The sequence below is a fragment of the Lelliottia sp. WB101 genome (genome assembly GCF_003051885.1).
In the GTDB taxonomy this organism is placed as follows: domain Bacteria; phylum Pseudomonadota; class Gammaproteobacteria; order Enterobacterales; family Enterobacteriaceae; genus Enterobacter; species Enterobacter nimipressuralis.
Genome location: NZ_CP028520.1, coordinates 2158656 through 2178321, shown reverse-complemented (window position 1 = coordinate 2178321; position 19666 = coordinate 2158656). Strand labels below are relative to the sequence as shown.

The following is a 19666-nucleotide window of genomic DNA, read 5'->3' as shown; positions in this document are numbered from 1 at the left end:
CCCTTATTTATTTACAAAACCAGATTCCAGAAATAAAGCGCTGAATAGTAAGACCAGCCAGCAGCGAGAATAAAAGCATCAAGCAACACAACAAAAACCACTGCAGAATAACCAGAGCATTTGGTTGAATCCTTAAGCGCCCCGCCATATCTGAAACGATGATAAATAAACAACGTAATAAATAAGCCGGCGAATAAGGCAAAATTTAATGATGTGATTTGTACGATTAACATGCGCACTCCGTCAGGTCGATGGGTTGCGGCACCTCGCCATCAATAACCTGCATCAGTATTGGCTTTAGTGCTGCTGTTGCCTCATCATCACCTGAGCAGAATGCCGTGCCATAGACGTGATGAATGCCATTTTGCAAGACATTGAAAGAAAGCGAGCGACTACTGCTTTCAAACTCATTATTAAAATAAAAGTCCTCAAGCAGTTTATTAACCTGCTCGGCGTAAATCCTTTTCATGGCTTTATCTCTATTGCAATATTGAGTCAGGTTTATTTCCGGTTTGCTTCCAGTAGTCGGCAGCCGCTTTAATTATTGTGGCCTCCTCGCTGCCTGCATATGCAGCAGCGCTAGCAACATTAATTAACTCACAACAAGCGCAGTCTATTTCTGCTGGGGAGTTTGCTAAAAATCTTGGGCGGTGCTGCCTTAATTCGTACATTTGAATAACAGCATTTGCTGCTGCAATAAAATGCTTTTGATTACTCATCATCAGCTTTTCCTTTTCCCGGATTCCATTGTGATTGCTCAGTCGATAACCGGTCTTTCCACGCATGCCATTCCGCATTGGCCGCACTAACCAAATGCCGTGCGTAGCTGTTCCATTCTGAGAGCACGATATACACCTCGCCTTTCCCCTCCGGCTTGGCGGGATCGCGCATACGGATCACCGGCAATTTTCCCTCCTGAGCCATCCGGCGAACTGCTGCGGGGGTTTTCCCAATACTGCTGGCAAAAAGCTCCGGTGTGACGAGGTCAGCAGCGGCGCTTTCCGTGGCTTCTTTCATCTGTGTTATCCTTCGTCGGTTTAGGTTCCCAGAACGTTGTAGAGTGTTCTGGGGTGTATTTCTAATGGGTAACATATTACCCATTTGAAGAATAGGTGAGATGTTACCCATATGTCAAGTTTAGGCATTAAGATCCGAGAGATGCGAGAGAGTGAGGGGCTTACAAGGGCGGCTTTGGCAGAGCTGTTGGATGTGCCTTACGAAACATTAAAAAGCTATGAAACGAAAGGCGTTCAGCTCACTGAGGGGGTTATCAGTAAAATCACTAATCACCCAAGATTTGAGAAGTACACTCTCTGGCTAATGACAGGTAAAACAGCACCTTCTGCGGGGCAAGTCTCTCCGCCTCTCTCCCCTGATGGGCAAGGCAAAATAAAATCATCCCGATCAGGTCGGAAAGCTGGTTAAAAATCTGGTTTTTGTGGGCGATAGCTCAAAATTTAAAAAACGATGACTACCAGAAAGGATGGGCTTATGTCGATTAAAAAACTAGAGGATGGCCGTTATCTGGTAGATGTGCGCCCAAAAGGGAGCCTCGGCAAAAGAATCCGCAAAAAGTTTAATTTCAAATCTCAGGCTCAAAGTTATGAGCGCTACGCCCTAACAACCATGCATTCGAAAGAATGGATCGGAAAACCACCAGACCGACGAACCCTGCTCGAACTAATAGAACTGTGGTGGCGATACCACGGCAGTAGCCACAAATATGGCGATGACTATAAAAAGCGGCTTGAAAAAATAGACAGGGATATGGGGCACCCTCGCGCCTACATGCTCACTAGGGCTTTTCTTGTCGAATACAGAGCGACGCGATTACAGAGCGGCGTTACACCGAAAACAGTTAACCGGGATTTGGTCATTTTGTCCGGCGTGTTCCGTGTGCTTAGCGAGGTTGACGAGTACCACCACGATAACCCCATAAGCGGCCTAAAAAAACTCAAGGCGCCCAGCAAAGGTATGGGTTTTCTATCTCAGGATGAGATCGAAATGCTTCTCTCTGAACTGGATGAGGAGGACAGAAAGATAACTCTATTCTGCCTGCATACGGGCGCGAGGTGGGGTGAGGCTGAAGGTCTGCGCGTCGAACATGTGATCGGCAACCGCGCAATCTTTTTAGAAACAAAGACTGACAAAGAGCGGGCTGTGCCAATCTCGCAGGAATTGGCGGATCTCATTTTAACCAAAAAATCCGGCCGTGTATTTGAGTCGAATTACGCAAAGGTTAGAGAGGTCATTAAGCGAGTAAAGCCTGACTTACCAAAGGGCCAGGCAGTGCACGTTCTGCGCCATACTTTCGCCACTCACTTTATGATGAACGGCGGCAGCATCATTACGCTGCAGAGGATCCTCGGCCACAAGGATATCAAGCAAACTATGGCCTATGCGCACTTTGCGCCTGACTACCTAACCGATGCCATCAGGTTTAATCCGATGCGGGGGAGTGTCCAGATAGTGTCCACCGACTAGGAATTAATAGGATGTTTTAGGGCGTATTTGGATAAATTACAAACGAGATAAAATTTTAACTAACTGATTTAAATGCATTTTATATTTTTTTATTTTTTCCAGTACGCCCCTCCGGGCGCGTTTTTTATTGACAGCATCAAAACAGTACGGGTACTTTAACGGTATCAACAACAGGATGAATTCATGAACCAGACCCCGTTTTTCTTCGCATTCTTTTTTACCTTCCCCTGAATGGGAGGCGTTTCGTCGTGTGATAAAGAATGCGAAGACGAACAACAAGGCCTCCCACACCGGGGGGCCTTTTTTATTGATAACAATAAACGAAATAGGCAACGCTATGACATCGGAAAACCCGTTACTGGATCTGCGAGTAAAAATCAGCGCGCTGGATGAGAAATTACTGGCGCTGCTGGCTGAACGCCGCACGCTCGCCGTTGAAGTGGGTAAAGCCAAGCTGGACTCCCACCGCCCGGTACGTGATATCGACCGTGAGCGCGATCTGCTGGAGCGCCTGATCCAGCTGGGTAAAGCCCATCACCTCGATGCACACTACATCACTCGTCTGTTCCAGTTGATCATTGAAGATTCCGTTCTGACCCAGCAAGCGCTGCTGCAACAACATCTGAATAAAACCAATCCGCACTCCGCGCGCGTCGCATTTTTGGGACCTAAAGGCTCTTACTCGCACCTGGCTGCACGCCAGTATGCCGCCCGCCATTTCGAGGAGTTTATCGAGAGTGGCTGCGCCAAATTCGCCGATATCTTTAACCAGGTTGAAACCGGTCAGGCAGACTACGCCGTGGTGCCGATTGAGAACACCAGTTCCGGGGCGATTAATGACGTCTACGATCTGCTTCAGCACACCAGCCTGTCGCTGGTCGGCGAAATGACCATTCCAATTGATCACTGCGTGCTGGTCTCAGGCTCAACCGACCTGAATCAAATTGATACCGTATACAGCCACCCGCAGCCATTCCAGCAGTGCAGCCAGTTCCTGAACCGCTATCCGAACTGGAAAATTGAGTACACCGAAAGCACCTCAGCGGCGATGGAAAAAGTGGCGCAGGCCAACTCTCCGCGCGTGGCGGCTCTCGGTAGCGAAGCCGGTGGCGCGCTGTATGGCCTGCAGGTGCTGGAGCGCAACCTGGCTAACCAGACGCAGAACATCACCCGCTTCGTGGTGCTGGCACGTAAAGCGATTGATGTGTCCGAGCAGGTCCCGGCTAAAACCACTCTGCTGATGGCGACCGGCCAGCAGGCGGGTGCGCTGGTTGAAGCCCTGCTGGTGTTACGTAATCACAACCTGATTATGACCAAACTGGAATCCCGCCCGATCAACGGCAATCCGTGGGAAGAGATGTTCTATCTCGATATCCAGGCCAACCTCAAATCAGCGTCCATGCAGAAAGCCCTGCGCGAACTGGGCGAGATCACCCGTTCGATGAAAGTGCTGGGCTGTTATCCGGGCGAGAACGTGGTCCCGGTCGATCCGGTTTAACGCTCAATAAACGGGCCTTTCTTCATTCCTGCCACACTGACGGGCAGGGTGAAGATGGCGCCCGATAGCGGATATTTCGTCACTTCGTCACGATCCATATTTTCACGCGTGGTGGTGATAAACAGGGTTTTCATATCATCCCCGCCGAAACAGACCATCGTCGGACAGCGCACTGGCAAGCGATACTCTTCCAGCTGTTCCCCATGCGGAGTAAACCGCGCAATACGCCAGCCATCAAACAATGCGCTCCAGTAGCAGCCTTCAGTATCCATCGCGGCGCCATCCGGTATTCCCTCGCCCTGTTCGAAGCGGCGGAACACTTCGCGGGCACCCGGCTCCCCCTTTTCGTCCAGCGGTGTACGGTAAATCACGCGGTTCGGCGTATCTGAAGTCATCATCCACTGCCTGTCCGGACTAAAGGCCAGGCCGTTGTGCCCGTGGATATCACACTGAATGACTTTCGGCGTCAGATCGTTATCAATGCGCATCAGCATCGCGCCATTGTAATCCCCCGGTCCCCAGAATGTTCCCGCGTAAAAACGCCCGATATGATCGGTGCCGCCGTCGTTAAAACGCGCCAGTTGAGGATTAGACGGGTTATCGCAGACTTTTCGCTGGAGCAGGCCGTGCTTATCCGTTAGCCAGATCGCGTTACGCATCGCGACGATAAAACCGCCCTTCTCGCGTAAGGCAAAACACCCGACCTCCTCATGAAATGAGAGAACAGAATGTTGACCCGAAGAGAGATGATAACGATGAATTTCACCTTCCAGAATATCGGCCCAATAGAGCGCGTTTTCGCTTTCGCTCCAGGTCGGGCATTCCGGTAAGTGCCCGGTGTAGTCGAATAAAACCTGCGGTTCAGCCATGACAAATCCCCAAAATGAAAAAAGCCAGCAGTGCTGGCTTTTAGTATATACATCATCAGATTACTGGCGACTATCGTTCGCCTGACGCAATAAGGTGCGGCTCTCACTCTGGAAACGCTTCGCGTAATCCCCAAACCAGTGCTCAACCTTACGGAAACTGTCGATAAAGGCCTGCTTATCGCCATGCTCCAGCAGCGCTATCGCTTCACCAAACCGCTGGTAGTAGCGCTTGATCAGCGCCAGATTATTTTCTGACGACATAATGATGTCAGCATACAGCTGCGGATCCTGCGCAAACAGACGCCCAACCATAGCCAGCTCCAGGCGGTAAATTGGCGAGGAGAGTGCCAGCAACTGCTCCAGCTGGACGTTCTCTTCCGCCAGATGCAGGCCATAGGCAAAGGTCGCAAAGTGACGCAGTGCCTGAATGAACGCCATATTCTGATCGTGCTCCACCGCGCTAATACGATGCAGACGTGCACCCCAGACCTGAATCTGTTCCAGGAACCACTGGTACGCTTCCGGCTGACGACCATCGCAGTAGACCACGACCTGTTTCGCCAGGCTGCCGCTATCCGGGCCGAACATCGGGTGTAAACCCAGTACCGGTCCGTTATGGGCCGCCAGCATCGCCTGCAGCGGACCATTCTTCACGGACGCCAGATCCACCAGAATACAATCTTCCGGCAGAGACGGCAGTTTGCCGATAATCTCTTCGGTCACATGAATCGGCACGCTGACGATAACCATGCCTGCGTCGGCCATCAGCTCTGGCGCACGTGCCCAGTCCTCTTTTTCAAGAATGCGCACCTGATAACCAGAAAGCGTCAGCATCTTCTCAAACAGACGCCCCATCTGGCCGCCGCCGCCAACGATCACCACCGGTCGCAGCGACGGACAGAGGGTTTTAAAGCCCTTATCGTTTTCGCTGGAGTAGGACTCACGCATCACGCGGCGCAGCACATCTTCAATCAGATCGGGAGAGACGCCCATGAGCTGTGCCTCATCACGCCGGGAGGCGAGCATCGACGCTTCACGCTCTGGCACGTAAATCGGCAGGCCGTATTTACTTTTCACTTCCCCGACTTCGGCAACCAGTGACATCCGGCGCGCCAGCAAATCCAGGAGCGCCTTATCCACCTCATCTATTTGATCGCGCAGTGCGGTCAATTCTGCAACCATAACTAACCTCTTAAGCCAGACGCGTCGCCAGCTGGCCGTTCAAATCTTTGTGGATCTCACGCAGCAGCGCATCCGTCGCTTCCCAGCTGATGCAGGCGTCGGTTACTGAGACACCGTGTTTCATTGCGCTACGCGGCTGTTCAGATGACTGATTACCCTCGTGGATATTACTCTCAATCATCAGGCCGATAATCGAACGGTTACCGTCTTTGATTTGTGCGACAACGGATTCCGCTACCGCAGGCTGGCGACGGTAATCTTTGTTGGAATTACCATGGCTGCAATCTACCATCAGAGCCGGGCGCAGTCCTGCCTGTTCCATCTCTTTTTCGCACTGGGCGACATCCGCCGGGCTGTAGTTAGGTGCTTTACCGCCGCGCAGGATAACGTGGCCATCCGGGTTGCCCTGGGTCTGGAGCAGACAAACCTGACCGGCCTGGTTGATGCCGACAAAACGGTGCGGCATCGCCGCAGCGCGCATGGCGTTAATCGCGGTCGCAAGGCTTCCGTCGGTCCCATTTTTAAAACCAACCGGCATCGACAGGCCAGACGCCATCTCGCGGTGAGTCTGTGATTCTGTGGTGCGAGCACCAATCGCGGACCAGCTAAACAGATCGCCCAGGTATTGCGGGCTGTTCGGATCGAGTGCCTCTGTCGCCAGCGGTAGCCCCATGCTCACCAGTTCAACCAGCAGACGACGCGCAATCTTCAGACCGGCTTCCACATCAAACGAGCCATCCATGTGTGGATCGTTAATCAACCCCTTCCAGCCAACGGTGGTACGAGGTTTTTCAAAATAGACGCGCATGACCAGGTAGAGGCTATCGCTGACCTCCTCTGCTAATGCTTTAAATCGACGAGCATATTCAATCGCAGTTTCAGGATCGTGAATGGAGCATGGCCCGCACACCACCAGCAGACGCGGATCGCGACCGGCAATGATGTCAGAGATAGTCTGGCGGGAGTGCTCAATCTGCGCCTCCTGTTCAGAACTCAGCGGGAATTCCAGCTTCAACTGATCTGGCGTGATCAAAACCTGTTCGTCGGTAATATGTACGTTATTCAGCGCGTCTTTTTGCATGATGGCGATCCTGTAATGCTCGTTTGCGATAGTGGTTTCCTCGATGAGGTGAACACACAATATCACATCAAGTAAAGATTTCAATCCAAAATTCGTAAACATTACTTTACAATCGCCATTTTCAGGCAAAAAATGTCCGCTTATTTCGTAAATATAAAATTACACTCTGATTGTTGATTGCCAGGCTATGCTGAAGAAAAAGAAGAAAAGGCGAATCACTATGCGTTCAATTGCTCTCGCGCTGCTGGCGATATTATTGACAGGCTGTCAAATCAACCCTTATACCTTCCAGCCCACCTGGACCGGCACCAGCTGGTTTACCGCCGGCAAAGAAGATGCCATGAATGGTGTATCAATAAAAAGTAACGAAACTCTCGCGGATAATTTTAACGATCCTGACGTCGATCGCAGTGAATACCTGCGCGGTTATGCTGATGGTCAGAAAAAAGTCTGCACCGAAGATTTTGTCTATGCGTGGGGTCTGTCCGGTAAAATATTCCCAGCCAGTTGTGATACGGCAGAAAATGCCGACCTGCTGCGTAAATCCTGGCAAAAAGGTATGGATGAAGGTATGCGCGGCTCGAGACTTAATTAATTTAATAACTTAATAATTTCATTCAATTACAACTCAGATTTAGCTTAAGTCACAACAAATTCCACATAATGACTACTCAGGTAAACAATGGTATTCTTCCTGCAATATTTAAGGATATATATTTCCAGAGTGGTATGGCGGATTCTGGTGAGACATTTTTTTACGTTCCCTTTGTGCCATCTGATTCTGGCACTCATGCTGTGCATTATCTGCGGGCAAAGTTTCGCGACAACATTGACAGAAAAAGAGAAGTCAGTGCGTTCGATCGTCTCTGGCATCGTCAGCTATTCCCGTTGGCCTGCGCTTTCTGGCCAGCCTAAACTCTGTATTTTTTCGTCTTCTCGTTTCGCCCAGGTACTGAGTGACAGCGGTTCTGCTGCTTTACCCTACACACCCTTGATTGTGCAAAATGAGTCTGAAGCATTACATGCCACCTGCGATGCCGTTTATTTTGGAAACGAGTCACCTGCTGCTCAACTTGAATTATTCAGGAATTATCAGGGCCGCGCGTTACTATTAATCGCCGAGCAAAACCTGGAATGTGTTATTGGCAGTGCTTTTTGTCTGATAATTAATGAAGAAACAGTGAGATTTTCTGTCAATCTGGATGCCCTGTCTCGCAGTGGCGTAAGAGTGAATCCGGATGTGTTAATGCTTGCCCGGAATAAGAAGCATGAATAAGGAACTTTCTTCAACGCCACGGCCGACGTTTAAAAGAACGTTGCGGCGCATCAGTATGATTAGCGTAGTAATTACCATGACGCTGATATGGTTATTATTGTGTATTGCGTCAGTGGTTACATTAAAACAATACGCACAAAAAAACCTCGAATTAACCAGCGCGACCATGAGCCGAAGCCTGGAAGCCTCATTAGTATTTAATGATGCCACCGCCGCCAATGAAACGCTTGCCACACTGGGTAGACAGGGGCAATTTTCCGTTGCCGAGGTGCTCGACATCCATCAGCAGCGTTTTGCCTACTGGTCGTGGACCCCTGATGATGATACCGACACCCTGAGCACGCTGGTCAGTCGCATGCTGTTCCCCGTCCCTGCCGCACAGCCCGTGGTGCATAACGGCAAGGTGATTGGTGAAGTGCGCATTACCGCGCGCGACAGCCTGATTAGCCATTTCCTCTGGACGTCTTTTGCCGTGCTGACAGGCTGTATTCTTTTCGCCGCTTTTGTGGCGCTGACCATTACCCGTTCATTGCACAACGGAGTCGTCACCGCACTGCAAAATATCACCGACGTGGTGCATGACGTTAAAACGAACCGTAATTTCTCGCGCCGCGTCGAAGAGGAGCGTATCGAAGAGTTCCATCGCTTTGGGCAGGATTTCAACAGCCTGCTCGACGAAATGGAGGAGTGGCAGCTCAAGCTGCAGGCCCGGAACGCACAGCTGATGCGCACCGCGATGCACGATCCGCTCACCGGGCTGGCGAACCGCGCTGCATTCCGCAGCAGCATCGCGGCGCTGATGAATGACGCTTCTGCACAGATGAATTCCGCCCTGCTGTTCCTGGATGGCGATAACTTCAAGCAGATCAACGATACCTGGGGGCACGCGGCAGGTGACTGCGTGCTGATAGAAGTCGCCAGCAGAATGGTGGAATTTGGCGGGAAACGTTATCAGTCATACCGTCTGGGCGGCGATGAATTTGCCATGATCCTGTATGGCATTCACTCTGCGGCAGACGTTCAACAGATTTGCACTGCGCTTTCGCAGCAGTTTCTCCAGCCGTACGACCTGCACAACGGACATACGGCACACATGTCACTCAGCATTGGCTTCGCTCTGGCGTGGGAAAATACCTCGGTAGAGGCATTACTGGAGCAAGCCGACCGCAATATGTATCAAGTGAAAAACCAGCGTCCGACAATAATTTTGTAATAAAAGGAACACGTTATGTTAAGGCGATATCTCGCTCCAGTTTTACTGGCTACAACGATTCTGGCAGGCTGCCAGGCACCACCTCAGGGGAAATTCACCCCGGAACAGATTGCGGCAATGAAATCCTACGGTTTTAACGAAACGAACGGCGACTGGTCCCTCGGCCTGTCGGCGAAGATTTTATTCGGCAAGAATGAATATCAGCTGCGTCCGGAAAGCGAGCAACAGATCCAGACCATGGCGACACGTCTGGCCGCAACCGGACTGGTCCATGCCCGTATGGACGGGCACACGGACAATTACGGGGAAGAAAGTTACAACCAATCCCTCTCGCTTAAACGCGCGAACGTCGTGGCTGATTCCTGGGCAAAAGGGGCGAATATCCCGCGCAGCAACCTCACGACTCAGGGCTTAGGTAAAAAATATCCGGTCGCCAGCAATGCTACAGCTCAGGGGCGTGCTGAAAACCGCCGCGTTGCAGTGGTCATCAGCACGCCTTAATCACTATTTGGTGGATTCCGACAGCGTCAACAGGCACTGCGCGCGCCAGCGCAGCCAATCAATCAGCACGAAAAATGCCAGACTGACGCCCATCACCGGCATCATGATCCCCAGCATCACGCCGATAAAGAGCGTGACTCCTCGCCCACTGGCGGGGAGAGCAAGCCAGCACTGACAAAGCGTGAGCACCGGATTGCCGGTGGCCTGAACCGGACGACGCATCCACCACATCCAATACCCCCACGCGATCAACACGCACAGCGCTACGCCGAAAACGATCAGGATCAGCTGATTCACCAGACCGAACAAAATCCCCATATGGAAATCCACGCCCCAGCGGGTCAGCTTCGCCATCAGCGGGAAGTCCGCGAAACGCGTCCGATCGAGGATCTGCATTGAGTGCGGATCAACGGCAACCGCGTCCACCTGCGTGGGCCAGCCACGATCGATTTCCGTGACTGTCCAGGCCTGTTCAGCCATTTTAGCGGGGCGAATTTCCAGCTTGTTCGCATTAATCCCCTCGCTCCTGGCCGCATGCAGGACGCTGTCAAAGAGCGTCAGATCCATGGCCATATCCGGCATCATCGCATCGTGGTGGCCGCGATGTTCAGCATGAGGATCGACTTCTGCCGCGGGACCGCGCAGCTGTGTATTGACCTGCGGCGTCAGCCAGTTCATCTCTTTACGTAGCTTATCGACGTTGCCACCCGCCCATTGTGACCAGGTAAGCCCGGTCGCAGAAAATAGTAACATTCCCCCCAGCAGACCCCAGCCGAGCGCGACATGCACGCGACGGCGGTTCTGGAATCGATTATTGATACGTCGCTTCGGGCGGGTATAACACCACAGCGCAATCCCGCCTATGGCGGCGATCCACATCCAGGACGCGGCCAGCTCACTGTATAAACGCCCGATATCCCCCAGCATCAGGGAGCTATGCAGATAGTCAATGGTCTGGCGCAGCGGCAAAATTCCGCTGGTGCCGTAGACCGTCATATCGCCGCGTACCTCCAGGCTCACGGGATCGATAAAAATCGCCCGATTCTCCGACGGCCCGAGCATCGGGTCGGTAAACATCACGCGCGTGGTTTCACCGGGGATCAGCCCCGGTCGTACGGCCTGTAGACGAAGTTGGTCCCCAATGGCTTTCTCCGCGACTGCAATTTGCTCGGCCAGAGGTTGAGCTTCACCAGTGGTATCGCTAAACAGCGCATGTTTGTACAACATGTTTTCGAGCTGCGGTGTCGCCACGTAGAGCGTTCCCGTTAGTGCAGCGAAAAAAATGAACGGGCCAACAAACAACCCGATATAGAAATGAAGACGTCGCAGCAGGTTTCCCCATGCTGCGCGTGGCGTGCTGACAGTCATACTTTTCCTTTTTGCAGGCAAAACGTTATCGATGCGCAAAAGCGCATTCTTTATGATTTAAAGGGAAAAAGCTGACCGCTGCGGTGGCGCGCGGGTATCAGGATACAACCAGGGGAAAAAGTGCCAGTGGCTCACCGCCTGTCGCGACGGTTTAACGCGATGTCGCAATAGCACAGCGCACAACAGCACGCTCAGCGCCAGCATCAGGCCCGGCACATGGGCCATTAGCACACAATAGCCACAGGCTTCGGCGTGATCGACAGGCATTGATTGCGGCGACTCACCATGATGTTCTGCCATCGACGTCTGGCTCATATCATGATGCATCCCCGGCATTGCGCTCATGGGATCTTTTTGTAGCGAAATGGAGATCAGCGGCGCGACCACGATCAGCAGGATCGCAAACAGCGCGGTCCAGGCCGCTGTGCGTTTCAAGGCTGACTGATGCAGTGCGTTATTCACTTACCCTCCGCTAGAGAGCGGCTATTGTAAATGATTTATGAAACGAAGGTTAACAGGCGGCGCGGATTTACATAAAAAAGGGCCGGCCTTGCGGCCAGCCCTTTTAACAGGATGTTGCTTAAGCGAGTCTTAGTTCAGACGCTCTTTGATACGAGCAGACTTACCAGTACGCTCACGCAGGTAGTACAGTTTAGCTTTACGTACAGCACCACGACGTTTGACAGTAATGCTGTCAACTACTGGAGAGTGAGTCTGGAAGACACGCTCAACACCTTCGCCGTTGGAAATTTTACGAACAGTGAATGCAGAGTGCAGACCGCGGTTACGAATAGCGATAACCACGCCCTCGAATGCCTGCAGACGTTTTTTGGAACCTTCAACAACCCATACTTTCACTTCCACGGAATCACCCGGACGGAATGAAGGTACGTCCTGCTTCATCTGCTCTTGTTCAATTTGCTTAATAATGTTGCTCATAATTTAATCTCTTATCCTGGGTAAACTGATATATCGGGAGCGTTTTACGCTTGCCCATCATGTTTATGTTGCTGTTGTGCGTGCTCTTTTTGGAACTCCGCCAGCAACCTTACTTGCTCTTCAGTCAGAGCCAGGTTTTCCAGAAGTTCAGGTCTTCTAAGCCAGGTTCGGCCCAGCGACTGCTTCAAACGCCAGCGACGTATCTCGGCATGGTTCCCCGACAGCAATACCGCCGGTACTTCCATCCCTTCTAACACTTCAGGGCGGGTATAGTGTGGACAGTCCAGCAATCCATCAGCAAAAGAGTCTTCTGTTGCTGAAGCTTCATGGCCCAGTACACCCGGAATAAACCGGGCAACGGAGTCAATCAGCGTCATTGCCGGTAACTCACCACCGCTGAGAACGTAATCGCCGATTGACCATTCTTCATCAATTTCGGTCTGAATTACGCGCTCATCTATCCCTTCATAGCGACCACATACCAGAATCAGCTTTTGATTCGTGGCCAGTTCGCTTACGCCTGCTTGATCAAGCTTGCGTCCCTGAGGTGACAGATAAATCACCTTTGCGCCTTCACCTGCCGCGGCTTTTGCTGTATGGATGGCGTCCCGTAAGGGTTGCACCATCATTAACATCCCCGGTCCGCCGCCGTAAGGACGTTCGTCCACGGTACGGTGCCGGTCATGCGTGAAGTCACGAGGACTCCAGCTTTCGATGTTCAGCAGGCCTTTTTTTACTGCCCGGCCAGTTACCCCGTAATCAGTAATCGCGCGGAACATTTCAGGAAACAGGCTAATTATGCCAATCCACATAGCGCCGTCTTTTACCGTTTATCCGGAGAATTTAAAAACCAGGATCCCAATCTACTTCGATAGTTCGCGTAGTGAGATCGACTTTCTTGATAACCTGCCCATCGAGGAACGGAACCAGCCGCTCCTTGATGCCAAACGCATCTTTCAGGTTTGCCTTAATGACGAGAACGTCATTTGACCCGGTTTCCATCATATCGATGACTTTACCCAGGCCATAGCCTTCAGTGGTGACAACCTGGCAACCCATAAGGTCTTTCCAGTAATAATCACCCTCTTCCAGCGAAGGCAGCTGCGATGAATCGACGACAATTTCGCAATTAGTCAGCAGATTCGCCGCATCGCGATCGTCAACGCCTTTCAGCTTGATCACGATATCCTGATTGTGGTGGCGCCAGCTTTCCAGCTCGACCGCTTCCCACTTACCACCTTTCTGGATAAACCAGGGCTGGTAGTTAAAAATGCTTTCAGCGTCTTCAGTGGAGGAAAACACTCTGAGCCAACCACGGATACCGTAGCAAGAACCCATTTTTCCCAATACGATCGGTTCAACAGGTGCTTTATTGCTCATCATGACCACCGTGACAGATTAAGCTGCTTTGTTTGCTGCTTTGATAAGCGTAGCAACGCGATCGGAAACAGTAGCGCCCTGGCCAACCCAGTGAGCGATACGATCCAGATCCAGACGGGTTTCTTCTTCAGAACCGCTAGCGATCGGGTTGAAGAAACCAACGCGCTCGATGAAGCGACCGTTGCGTGCATTACGGCTGTCAGTCACAACAACCTGGTAGAACGGACGCTTTTTTGCGCCGTGACGTGCTAAACGAATAGTTACCATAACATCCTCTTGTGTGAATAAAACACAGGGCCCCATCGAGGAACGGAGCCCAGTGTCATATTAAAAGCCCGAAAATTTTACTGATTTCTGGGGAAAATGCAATCAGCATATGCTTCACATATGCCAAACAAGGGTTATAAGGCGTATATCGGTGCAGCCAGTTTAGTTTCGGCGTGCGCGCAGAAAGCGGAGCGTACACGTAGTACGTGAGCATTTCGAGCACACCCCGGAGCTAAAATGGCAAACAAGATAGCCTTATATCCCTTGTTTCAGCGGCCTGGGAATCCCGGCGGCATCATGCCCTTCATCCCACGCATCATTTTCGCCATTCCACCCTTCTTCATTTTCTTCATCATGCGCTGCATGTCGTCGAACTGCTTCAGAAGGCGGTTTACATCCTGCACCTGCATCCCGCAACCAGCGGCGATGCGGCGTTTGCGCGACCCTTTGATGATTTCAGGCTTCGCACGCTCTTTCAGCGTCATCGAGTTGATGATCGCCTCCATCCGAACCAGCACTTTGTCATCCATCTGCGCTTTTACGTTATCAGGGATCTGGCCCATGCCCGGCAGCTTGCCCATCAGGCTGGCCATGCCGCCCATGTTTTTCATCTGACGGAGCTGTTCCAGGAAGTCGGTCAGATCGAAACCGTCGCCTTTTTTCAGCTTGCTCGCCAGCTTCTCAGCCTGCGCGCGGTCAACTTTGCTCTCGATATCTTCGATCAGCGACAGCACGTCGCCCATGCCCAGAATACGGGAAGCAATACGATCCGGATGGAACGGCTCCAGCGCTTCGGTCTTCTCGCCGACGCCGAGGAATTTAATCGGTTTACCGGTGATATGACGAATCGAGAGCGCCGCACCACCGCGGGCATCACCGTCGACTTTGGTCAGCACGACACCGGTTAATGGCAGCGCTTCGTTAAACGCTTTTGCGGTATTCGCCGCATCCTGACCGGTCATTGCATCAACAACAAACAGGGTCTCTACCGGATTAATCGCGGCGTGAACCTGTTTGATTTCGTCCATCATCGCTTCGTCGACGTGCAGACGACCGGCGGTATCCACCAGCAGCACGTCGTAGAATTTCAGCTTCGCTTCTTTCAGCGCCGCATTAACGATATCAACGGGCTTCTGCGCGACGTCGGACGGGAAGAAATCCACACCAACCTGCTGAGCCAGTGTTTCAAGCTGTTTGATCGCCGCCGGGCGATAAACGTCGGCAGAGACGACCAGCACTTTTTTCTTATGCTTTTCACGCAGGAATTTACCCAGCTTACCTACGCTGGTGGTTTTACCCGCCCCCTGCAGACCGGCCATCAACACCACCGCTGGCGGCTGTGCGGCCAGGTTCAGCACCTGGTTCTCTTCGCCCATTGCCGCAACCAGCTCGTTGCGCACAATTTTGACGAACTCCTGACCTGGGGTCAGGCTCTTATTCACTTCATGACCAACCGCTTTCTCTTTTACGCGGCTGATGAACTCGCGCACAACGGGCAACGCCACGTCGGCTTCGAGCAACGCCATGCGCACTTCGCGCAGCGTTTCTTTCACATTGTCTTCGGTAAGGCGCCCACGGCCGCTGATGTTGCGCAGCGAGCGCGACAAACGATCGGTTAAATTATCAAACATTGTCTCTCGCCTGAGGTAGAAACGTTAGGTCGCTAGCGCGACACGTACACAGAATTTTGCCGCAGTATAACATGAAGGCGCCTTTGTTGTTATGCAACGGTTGGAGCGCGCGTCACGTAACGTTATACTGCTTATCTTTCTTATTAAGACAACTGTCGACGCCTATATGCCTGTTTTCGCACTGATCGCCCTTGTTGCCTACTCTTTCAGCCTTGCGCTGATCATTCCCGGCCTGTTGCAAAAAAACAGCGCCTGGCGACGGATGGCTATTTTGTCGGCAGTTATCGCACTGGTAAGCCATGCGTTCGCACTGGAATCACGTATTATTCCGGGCGACGGCAGCGTACAAAATCTGAGCGTGCTGAACGTCGGCTCGTTGGTCAGCCTGATGATTTGTACGGTGATGACCATTGTCGCGTCGAAGAATCGCGGCTGGCTGCTGCTCCCCATTGTCTACGCTTTCGCGCTGATCAATCTGGCGTTCGCGACCTTCGTACCAAACGAGTTCATTACGCATCTGGAAACCACGCCGGGCATGATGGTCCACATCGGCCTGTCGCTGTTCTCCTACGCCACGCTAATCATTGCGGCGCTGTACGCCATGCAGCTGGCGTGGATCGACTACCAGTTGAAAAACAAAAAGCTGGTTTTCAACCAGGAAATGCCACCGCTGATGGTCATTGAGCGTAAGATGTTCCACATCACTCAGATTGGTGTGGTGCTACTGACGCTGACGCTCTGCACAGGTCTGTTTTATATGCAGAACCTGTTCAGCATTGAGAATATTGATAAAGCCGTTCTCTCTATCATCGCGTGGTTTGTCTATATTGTCCTGTTATGGGGCCACTATCACCAGGGCTGGCGCGGTCGTCGCGTCGTCTGGTTTAACGTAGCTGGCGCTGGCATCCTGACACTGGCCTACTTTGGTAGCCGCGTCATACAGCAGTTCGTCGGCTAAGCAACAAAGGAGTTCCCCCTGGAACACATCTCCACCACCACGCTGATCGTCACCCTGATCGTCATGGTGGTCATCTCCGCCTACTTCTCCGGCTCAGAAACCGGCATGATGACCCTGAACCGCTACCGGTTACGTCATCGCGCCAAACAAGGCAACCGTGCCGCCCGACGCGTTGAAAAGCTGCTGCGCAAGCCCGATCGTCTGATTAGCCTGGTGCTGATCGGCAACAACCTGGTCAATATTCTCGCCTCCGCGCTGGGCACTATTGTTGGGATGCGCCTCTATGGCAACGCCGGTGTCGCGATTGCGACCGGTGTACTGACGTTTGTCGTCCTGGTGTTTGCTGAAGTCCTGCCGAAAACCATCGCCGCCCTCTACCCGGAGAAAGTCGCCTACCCGAGCAGCTTCCTGCTCGGCCCGCTGCTGATCCTGATGATGCCTCTGGTCTGGCTGCTCAACATGGTTACCCGCCTACTGATGCGCATGGTCGGTATAAAAGCCGACGTGGTGATCAGCAGCGCACTGAGCAAAGACGAGCTGCGCACCATCGTGCATGAATCCCGCTCGCAGATTTCGCGCCGGAATCAGGACATGCTGCTGTCGGTGCTGGATCTGGAAAAAGTGAGCGTTGACGACATCATGGTGCCGCGTAATGAAATCGTGGGTATCGACATCAACGACGACTGGAAAGCCATCGTCCGCCAGCTGACCCACTCTCCCCATGGCCGCATCGTGCTGTACCGTGATTCACTGAATGACGCCATCAGCATGCTGCGCGTGCGCGAAGCCTATCGCCTGATGACCGAGAAAAAAGAGTTCACTAAAGAGGTGATGCTCCGCGCCGCCGATGAACTCTATATCATTCCGGAAGGCACGCCGCTGAGTACGCAGCTGGTGAAATTCCAGCGTAATAAAAAGAAAGTGGGCCTGGTGGTCAACGAATATGGCGATATCCAGGGGCTGGTGACGGTTGAAGATATTCTGGAAGAGATCGTCGGCGATTTTACGACGTCAATGTCGCCATCGCTCGCGGAAGAGGTCACGCCACAAAACGACGGTTCGGTGCTGATCGACGGCAGCGCCAACGTGCGTGAACTCAACAAAGCCTTTAACTGGCATCTGCCGGAAGACGACGCTCGCACCATTAACGGTATGATTCTTGAAGCACTGGAAGAGATCCCGGCATCCGGCACCCGTGTGCGCATCAGCCAGTACGATATTGATATCCTGGACGTGCAGGACAATATGATCAAACAGGTGAAGGTTATCCCGGTCAAACCACTGCGGGATAGCGTAGCCGAACGCTAGTGTGTAGGCCGGGTGAGGCAATGCCGCCACCCGGCACTACAGAGGCAAATTACGCCTTCGCTTTCGCGACAGTAACCATCGCAGCACGAATAGTACGGCCGTTCAGCGTATAGCCTTTCTGCATCACAGCCAGCACGTTGCCAGCAGTAACATCTTCAGATTCAACCATCGCAATCGCCTGGTGGACGTTAGGGTCCAGCGCTACGTTGGTATCAGCAACCACTTCAACACCGAACTTACGCACCACGTCGAGCATGGATTTCAGCGTCAGCTCAAGGCCTTCGACCATCGCCGCCATGTCCGGGTTAGCTTTATCAGCCACTTCCAGCGCACGATCCAGGCTATCAATCACCGGCAGCAGCTCGTTGACGAATTTCTCCAGCGCGAACTTATGCGCCTTTTCCACGTCCAGCTCGGTACGGCGACGCAGGTTTTCCATTTCCGCTTTGATACGCAGCACGCTTTCGCGCTCGCGATTCTGGGCTTCAGTTAACTGAGCTTCCAGATTCGCAATTTTTTCATCGCGCGGATCCACCTGCTCAGCAGAAGCATCCGGCTCTACAGCCTCAACTTCTTCGTGCTGTTCCATGATAATTTCTTCCGGGGCTTGCCCCTCAGGCGTTTTCTGTTCTTTACTACTCATGAATTTCTCCGCGTTTTTCTGCATTCATCTCGCTAACTTCGCTTATTATGGGGATCAGTTTCCGGGATTCAAGGGAACAAAGCATATTGTCACCATCAATCGGCACAAGGACCTCCAGAAAATGAATAATCATTTCAAGTGTATTGGGATTGTCGGACATCCACGTCACCCTACGGCGCTGACGACACATGAAATGTTGTATCGCTGGCTGTGCGCAAAAGGCTACGAAGTGATGGTGGAGCAGCAAATTGCGCAGGAATTGCAGCTCAAAAATGTGAAGACCGGCACGCTGGCGGAAATTGGCCAGCAGGCGGATCTCGCCGTAGTCGTCGGCGGTGACGGCAACATGCTCGGCGCGGCTCGCACTCTGGCACGCTACGATATTAAAGTTATTGGTATCAACCGCGGTAACCTGGGCTTCCTGACCGACCTCGATCCCGACAACGCCCATCAGCAGCTAGCCGACGTTCTGGACGGCCATTACATCAGCGAAAAACGCTTTTTGCTCGAAGCGCAGGTATGCCAGCAGGACTGTCAGAAACGGATCAGCACGGCCATCAACGAAGTGGTCCTGCATCCGGGAAAAGTCGCCCATATGATTGAATTCGAAGTCTATATCGATGAAGTCTTCGCCTTCTCCCAGCGCTCTGACGGGCTAATCATCTCGACGCCAACCGGCTCGACCGCCTATTCCCTCTCCGCTGGCGGGCCTATTCTGACCCCCTCGCTGGATGCCATCACTCTGGTGCCGATGTTCCCGCATACCCTTTCGGCCCGCCCACTGGTTATCAACAGCAGCAGCACCATCCGCCTGCGCTTCTCGCACCGCCGCAATGATCTCGAAATCAGCTGCGACAGCCAGATTGCGTTACCGATACAGGAAGGCGAAGACGTGTTAATTCGGCGCTGTGACTACCACCTGAATCTGATACATCCGAAAGACTACAGCTATTTCAATACATTAAGTTCTAAGCTCGGCTGGTCAAAAAAATTATTCTAAATTTGCATCCAGCACTTTACTGGATAAAAAACCAGTTTATACTGTATGAAAACACAGTTATGGTTTTT

At 52.3% G+C, this 19666-nt stretch carries 26 protein-coding genes and 1 other annotated feature; of the genes, 11 read left to right on the top strand and 15 right to left on the bottom strand.

Annotated features, from left to right (window positions below):
• Positions 1 to 11: 11 nt before the first annotated feature.
• From DAI21_RS10495 to DAI21_RS10480, 4 genes are read right to left on the bottom strand one after another with little or no spacing between them, the layout of a single operon-like run.
• Complete coding sequence (locus tag DAI21_RS10495) at positions 12 to 233, bottom strand: hypothetical protein (RefSeq protein WP_107703058.1); 222 nt, start codon at positions 231 to 233, stop codon at positions 12 to 14.
• Entirely contained in the window at positions 227 to 469 is a 243-nt protein-coding gene (locus tag DAI21_RS10490) for a hypothetical protein (RefSeq protein ID WP_085841438.1), read from the bottom strand. Before DAI21_RS10490 ends, DAI21_RS10495 begins: the two co-directional genes overlap by 7 nt.
• A 10-nt stretch (positions 470 to 479) precedes the next feature.
• Positions 480 to 722: a hypothetical protein gene (locus DAI21_RS10485; RefSeq protein WP_107703057.1), complete on the bottom strand. Its 243-nt coding sequence runs from the start codon at positions 720 to 722 to the stop codon at positions 480 to 482.
• Positions 712 to 1017: a Cox family DNA-binding protein gene (locus tag DAI21_RS10480; protein WP_107703056.1), complete on the bottom strand. Its 306-nt coding sequence runs from the start codon at positions 1015 to 1017 to the stop codon at positions 712 to 714. The genes DAI21_RS10485 and DAI21_RS10480 overlap by 11 nt, the downstream gene beginning before the upstream one ends.
• Positions 1018 to 1128: 111 nt before the next feature.
• On the opposite strand from DAI21_RS10480, the gene DAI21_RS10475 reads away from it, so the two are divergent.
• The 4 genes from DAI21_RS10475 (at position 1129) to pheA (ending at position 3982) form a co-directional block, all read left to right on the top strand.
• Positions 1129 to 1425: a helix-turn-helix transcriptional regulator gene (locus DAI21_RS10475; protein ID WP_085841435.1), complete on the top strand. Its 297-nt coding sequence runs from the start codon at positions 1129 to 1131 to the stop codon at positions 1423 to 1425.
• Between the two features lie 66 nt (positions 1426 to 1491).
• Positions 1492 to 2484: a tyrosine-type recombinase/integrase gene (locus tag DAI21_RS10470; protein ID WP_107703055.1), complete on the top strand. Its 993-nt coding sequence runs from the start codon at positions 1492 to 1494 to the stop codon at positions 2482 to 2484.
• A 182-nt stretch (positions 2485 to 2666) separates the two neighbouring features.
• Positions 2667 to 2792 (top strand) — a sequence feature (Phe leader region).
• On the top strand, positions 2668 to 2715 hold the full coding sequence (gene pheL / locus DAI21_RS10465) for a pheA operon leader peptide PheL (protein ID WP_100780835.1): 48 nt from the start codon (positions 2668 to 2670) through the stop codon (positions 2713 to 2715). (Overlaps the previous feature by 48 nt.)
• A 29-nt stretch (positions 2793 to 2821) precedes the next feature.
• On the top strand, positions 2822 to 3982 hold the full coding sequence (gene pheA / locus DAI21_RS10460) for a bifunctional chorismate mutase/prephenate dehydratase (protein ID WP_102105362.1): 1161 nt from the start codon (positions 2822 to 2824) through the stop codon (positions 3980 to 3982).
• Here the strand turns inward: pheA and DAI21_RS10455 are convergent.
• The 3 genes from DAI21_RS10455 to aroF are packed head-to-tail and all read right to left on the bottom strand — an operon-like array spanning position 3979 to position 7114.
• The gene (locus DAI21_RS10455; RefSeq protein ID WP_107703054.1) at positions 3979 to 4851 is read right to left on the bottom strand and encodes an SMP-30/gluconolactonase/LRE family protein; all 873 of its coding nucleotides are present in this window, start codon (positions 4849 to 4851) and stop codon (positions 3979 to 3981) included. The genes pheA and DAI21_RS10455 overlap by 4 nt on opposite strands.
• A 60-nt stretch (positions 4852 to 4911) precedes the next feature.
• Positions 4912 to 6033: a bifunctional chorismate mutase/prephenate dehydrogenase gene (gene tyrA, locus DAI21_RS10450; RefSeq protein ID WP_107703053.1), complete on the bottom strand. Its 1122-nt coding sequence runs from the start codon at positions 6031 to 6033 to the stop codon at positions 4912 to 4914.
• Positions 6034 to 6043: 10 nt separating this feature from the next.
• Entirely contained in the window at positions 6044 to 7114 is a 1071-nt protein-coding gene (gene aroF, locus DAI21_RS10445; RefSeq protein ID WP_102105365.1) for a 3-deoxy-7-phosphoheptulonate synthase AroF, read from the bottom strand.
• Between the two features lie 220 nt (positions 7115 to 7334).
• Between aroF and DAI21_RS10440 the strand changes: the two genes are divergently transcribed.
• The 4 genes from DAI21_RS10440 to DAI21_RS10425 all read left to right on the top strand — a co-directional run bounded on the left by DAI21_RS10440 (position 7335) and on the right by DAI21_RS10425 (position 10104).
• A complete protein-coding gene (locus DAI21_RS10440; protein ID WP_100779254.1) occupies positions 7335 to 7709 on the top strand; it encodes a DUF2799 domain-containing protein in 375 nt (124 codons plus the stop codon).
• 195 nt (positions 7710 to 7904) lie between these two features.
• Complete coding sequence (locus DAI21_RS10435) at positions 7905 to 8390, top strand: YfiR family protein (RefSeq protein ID WP_199908239.1); 486 nt, start codon at positions 7905 to 7907, stop codon at positions 8388 to 8390.
• Entirely contained in the window at positions 8383 to 9603 is a 1221-nt protein-coding gene (gene dgcN, locus DAI21_RS10430; RefSeq protein ID WP_107703051.1) for a diguanylate cyclase DgcN, read from the top strand. Before DAI21_RS10435 ends, dgcN begins: the two co-directional genes overlap by 8 nt.
• 15 nt (positions 9604 to 9618) lie before the next feature.
• Positions 9619 to 10104 (top strand): OmpA family protein, encoded by a 486-nt coding sequence (locus DAI21_RS10425; protein WP_107703050.1) that lies wholly within the window; start codon positions 9619 to 9621, stop codon positions 10102 to 10104.
• Between the two features lie 3 nt (positions 10105 to 10107).
• On the opposite strand, the gene DAI21_RS10420 is transcribed toward DAI21_RS10425, so the two are convergent.
• The 7 genes from DAI21_RS10420 to ffh form a co-directional block, all read right to left on the bottom strand.
• Positions 10108 to 11472: a PepSY domain-containing protein gene (locus DAI21_RS10420; RefSeq protein ID WP_107703049.1), complete on the bottom strand. Its 1365-nt coding sequence runs from the start codon at positions 11470 to 11472 to the stop codon at positions 10108 to 10110.
• 57 nt (positions 11473 to 11529) lie between these two features.
• Complete coding sequence (locus DAI21_RS10415; RefSeq protein WP_107703048.1) at positions 11530 to 11934, bottom strand: DUF2946 domain-containing protein; 405 nt, start codon at positions 11932 to 11934, stop codon at positions 11530 to 11532.
• A gap of 129 nt (positions 11935 to 12063) precedes the next feature.
• Positions 12064 to 12411, bottom strand: coding sequence for a 50S ribosomal protein L19 (gene rplS / locus DAI21_RS10410; protein ID WP_095282974.1), 348 nt, complete (start codon positions 12409 to 12411; stop codon positions 12064 to 12066).
• 44 nt (positions 12412 to 12455) lie between these two features.
• Positions 12456 to 13223 carry a tRNA (guanosine(37)-N1)-methyltransferase TrmD gene (gene trmD, locus DAI21_RS10405; protein WP_100779248.1) on the bottom strand — a complete coding sequence of 256 codons (768 nt, stop codon included), beginning with the start codon at positions 13221 to 13223 and terminating at the stop codon, positions 12456 to 12458.
• Between the two features lie 31 nt (positions 13224 to 13254).
• Positions 13255 to 13794 carry a ribosome maturation factor RimM gene (gene rimM, locus DAI21_RS10400; RefSeq protein ID WP_100779247.1) on the bottom strand — a complete coding sequence of 180 codons (540 nt, stop codon included), beginning with the start codon at positions 13792 to 13794 and terminating at the stop codon, positions 13255 to 13257.
• Positions 13795 to 13809: 15 nt separating this feature from the next.
• Entirely contained in the window at positions 13810 to 14058 is a 249-nt protein-coding gene (gene rpsP, locus DAI21_RS10395; RefSeq protein WP_014171249.1) for a 30S ribosomal protein S16, read from the bottom strand.
• 269 nt (positions 14059 to 14327) lie between these two features.
• Positions 14328 to 15689, bottom strand: coding sequence for a signal recognition particle protein (gene ffh, locus DAI21_RS10390; protein WP_100779246.1), 1362 nt, complete (start codon positions 15687 to 15689; stop codon positions 14328 to 14330).
• A gap of 166 nt (positions 15690 to 15855) precedes the next feature.
• Between ffh and DAI21_RS10385 the strand changes: the two genes are divergently transcribed.
• Both DAI21_RS10385 and DAI21_RS10380 read left to right on the top strand, forming a co-directional pair.
• A complete protein-coding gene (locus DAI21_RS10385) occupies positions 15856 to 16647 on the top strand; it encodes an inner membrane protein YpjD (protein ID WP_100780834.1) in 792 nt (263 codons plus the stop codon).
• 18 nt (positions 16648 to 16665) lie between these two features.
• On the top strand, positions 16666 to 17955 hold the full coding sequence (locus DAI21_RS10380; protein WP_107703047.1) for an HlyC/CorC family transporter: 1290 nt from the start codon (positions 16666 to 16668) through the stop codon (positions 17953 to 17955).
• A 49-nt stretch (positions 17956 to 18004) separates the two neighbouring features.
• Here the strand turns inward: DAI21_RS10380 and grpE are convergent, their stop codons facing one another.
• Positions 18005 to 18598 carry a nucleotide exchange factor GrpE gene (gene grpE / locus DAI21_RS10375; RefSeq protein WP_142503618.1) on the bottom strand — a complete coding sequence of 198 codons (594 nt, stop codon included), beginning with the start codon at positions 18596 to 18598 and terminating at the stop codon, positions 18005 to 18007.
• Positions 18599 to 18719: 121 nt separating this feature from the next.
• On the opposite strand from grpE, the gene nadK reads away from it, so the two are divergent.
• Positions 18720 to 19598 carry an NAD(+) kinase gene (gene nadK / locus DAI21_RS10370; protein ID WP_015960089.1) on the top strand — a complete coding sequence of 293 codons (879 nt, stop codon included), beginning with the start codon at positions 18720 to 18722 and terminating at the stop codon, positions 19596 to 19598.
• Positions 19599 to 19666: the final 68 nt, after the last annotated feature.

Coding starts and splice junctions, on each gene's coding strand:
- ffh (WP_100779246.1), bottom strand. CDS start 15,689: ATGTTTGATAATTTAACCGATCGTTTGTCGCGCTCGCTGCGCAACATC.
- DAI21_RS10475 (WP_085841435.1), top strand. CDS start 1,129: ATGTCAAGTTTAGGCATTAAGATCCGAGAGATGCGAGAGAGTGAGGGG.
- DAI21_RS10490 (WP_085841438.1), bottom strand. CDS start 469: ATGAAAAGGATTTACGCCGAGCAGGTTAATAAACTGCTTGAGGACTTT.
- aroF (WP_102105365.1), bottom strand. CDS start 7,114: ATGCAAAAAGACGCGCTGAATAACGTACATATTACCGACGAACAGGTT.
- tyrA (WP_107703053.1), bottom strand. CDS start 6,033: ATGGTTGCAGAATTGACCGCACTGCGCGATCAAATAGATGAGGTGGAT.
- DAI21_RS10385 (WP_100780834.1), top strand. CDS start 15,856: ATGCCTGTTTTCGCACTGATCGCCCTTGTTGCCTACTCTTTCAGCCTT.
- DAI21_RS10435 (WP_199908239.1), top strand. CDS start 7,905: ATGCTGTGCATTATCTGCGGGCAAAGTTTCGCGACAACATTGACAGAA.
- DAI21_RS10425 (WP_107703050.1), top strand. CDS start 9,619: ATGTTAAGGCGATATCTCGCTCCAGTTTTACTGGCTACAACGATTCTG.
- rimM (WP_100779247.1), bottom strand. CDS start 13,794: ATGATGAGCAATAAAGCACCTGTTGAACCGATCGTATTGGGAAAAATG.
- DAI21_RS10495 (WP_107703058.1), bottom strand. CDS start 233: ATGTTAATCGTACAAATCACATCATTAAATTTTGCCTTATTCGCCGGC.
- pheA (WP_102105362.1), top strand. CDS start 2,822: ATGACATCGGAAAACCCGTTACTGGATCTGCGAGTAAAAATCAGCGCG.
- DAI21_RS10485 (WP_107703057.1), bottom strand. CDS start 722: ATGATGAGTAATCAAAAGCATTTTATTGCAGCAGCAAATGCTGTTATT.
- DAI21_RS10470 (WP_107703055.1), top strand. CDS start 1,492: ATGTCGATTAAAAAACTAGAGGATGGCCGTTATCTGGTAGATGTGCGC.
- DAI21_RS10420 (WP_107703049.1), bottom strand. CDS start 11,472: ATGACTGTCAGCACGCCACGCGCAGCATGGGGAAACCTGCTGCGACGT.
- dgcN (WP_107703051.1), top strand. CDS start 8,383: ATGAATAAGGAACTTTCTTCAACGCCACGGCCGACGTTTAAAAGAACG.
- trmD (WP_100779248.1), bottom strand. CDS start 13,223: ATGTGGATTGGCATAATTAGCCTGTTTCCTGAAATGTTCCGCGCGATT.
- DAI21_RS10480 (WP_107703056.1), bottom strand. CDS start 1,017: ATGAAAGAAGCCACGGAAAGCGCCGCTGCTGACCTCGTCACACCGGAG.
- DAI21_RS10440 (WP_100779254.1), top strand. CDS start 7,335: ATGCGTTCAATTGCTCTCGCGCTGCTGGCGATATTATTGACAGGCTGT.
- DAI21_RS10455 (WP_107703054.1), bottom strand. CDS start 4,851: ATGGCTGAACCGCAGGTTTTATTCGACTACACCGGGCACTTACCGGAA.
- rplS (WP_095282974.1), bottom strand. CDS start 12,411: ATGAGCAACATTATTAAGCAAATTGAACAAGAGCAGATGAAGCAGGAC.
- rpsP (WP_014171249.1), bottom strand. CDS start 14,058: ATGGTAACTATTCGTTTAGCACGTCACGGCGCAAAAAAGCGTCCGTTC.
- nadK (WP_015960089.1), top strand. CDS start 18,720: ATGAATAATCATTTCAAGTGTATTGGGATTGTCGGACATCCACGTCAC.
- grpE (WP_142503618.1), bottom strand. CDS start 18,598: ATGAGTAGTAAAGAACAGAAAACGCCTGAGGGGCAAGCCCCGGAAGAA.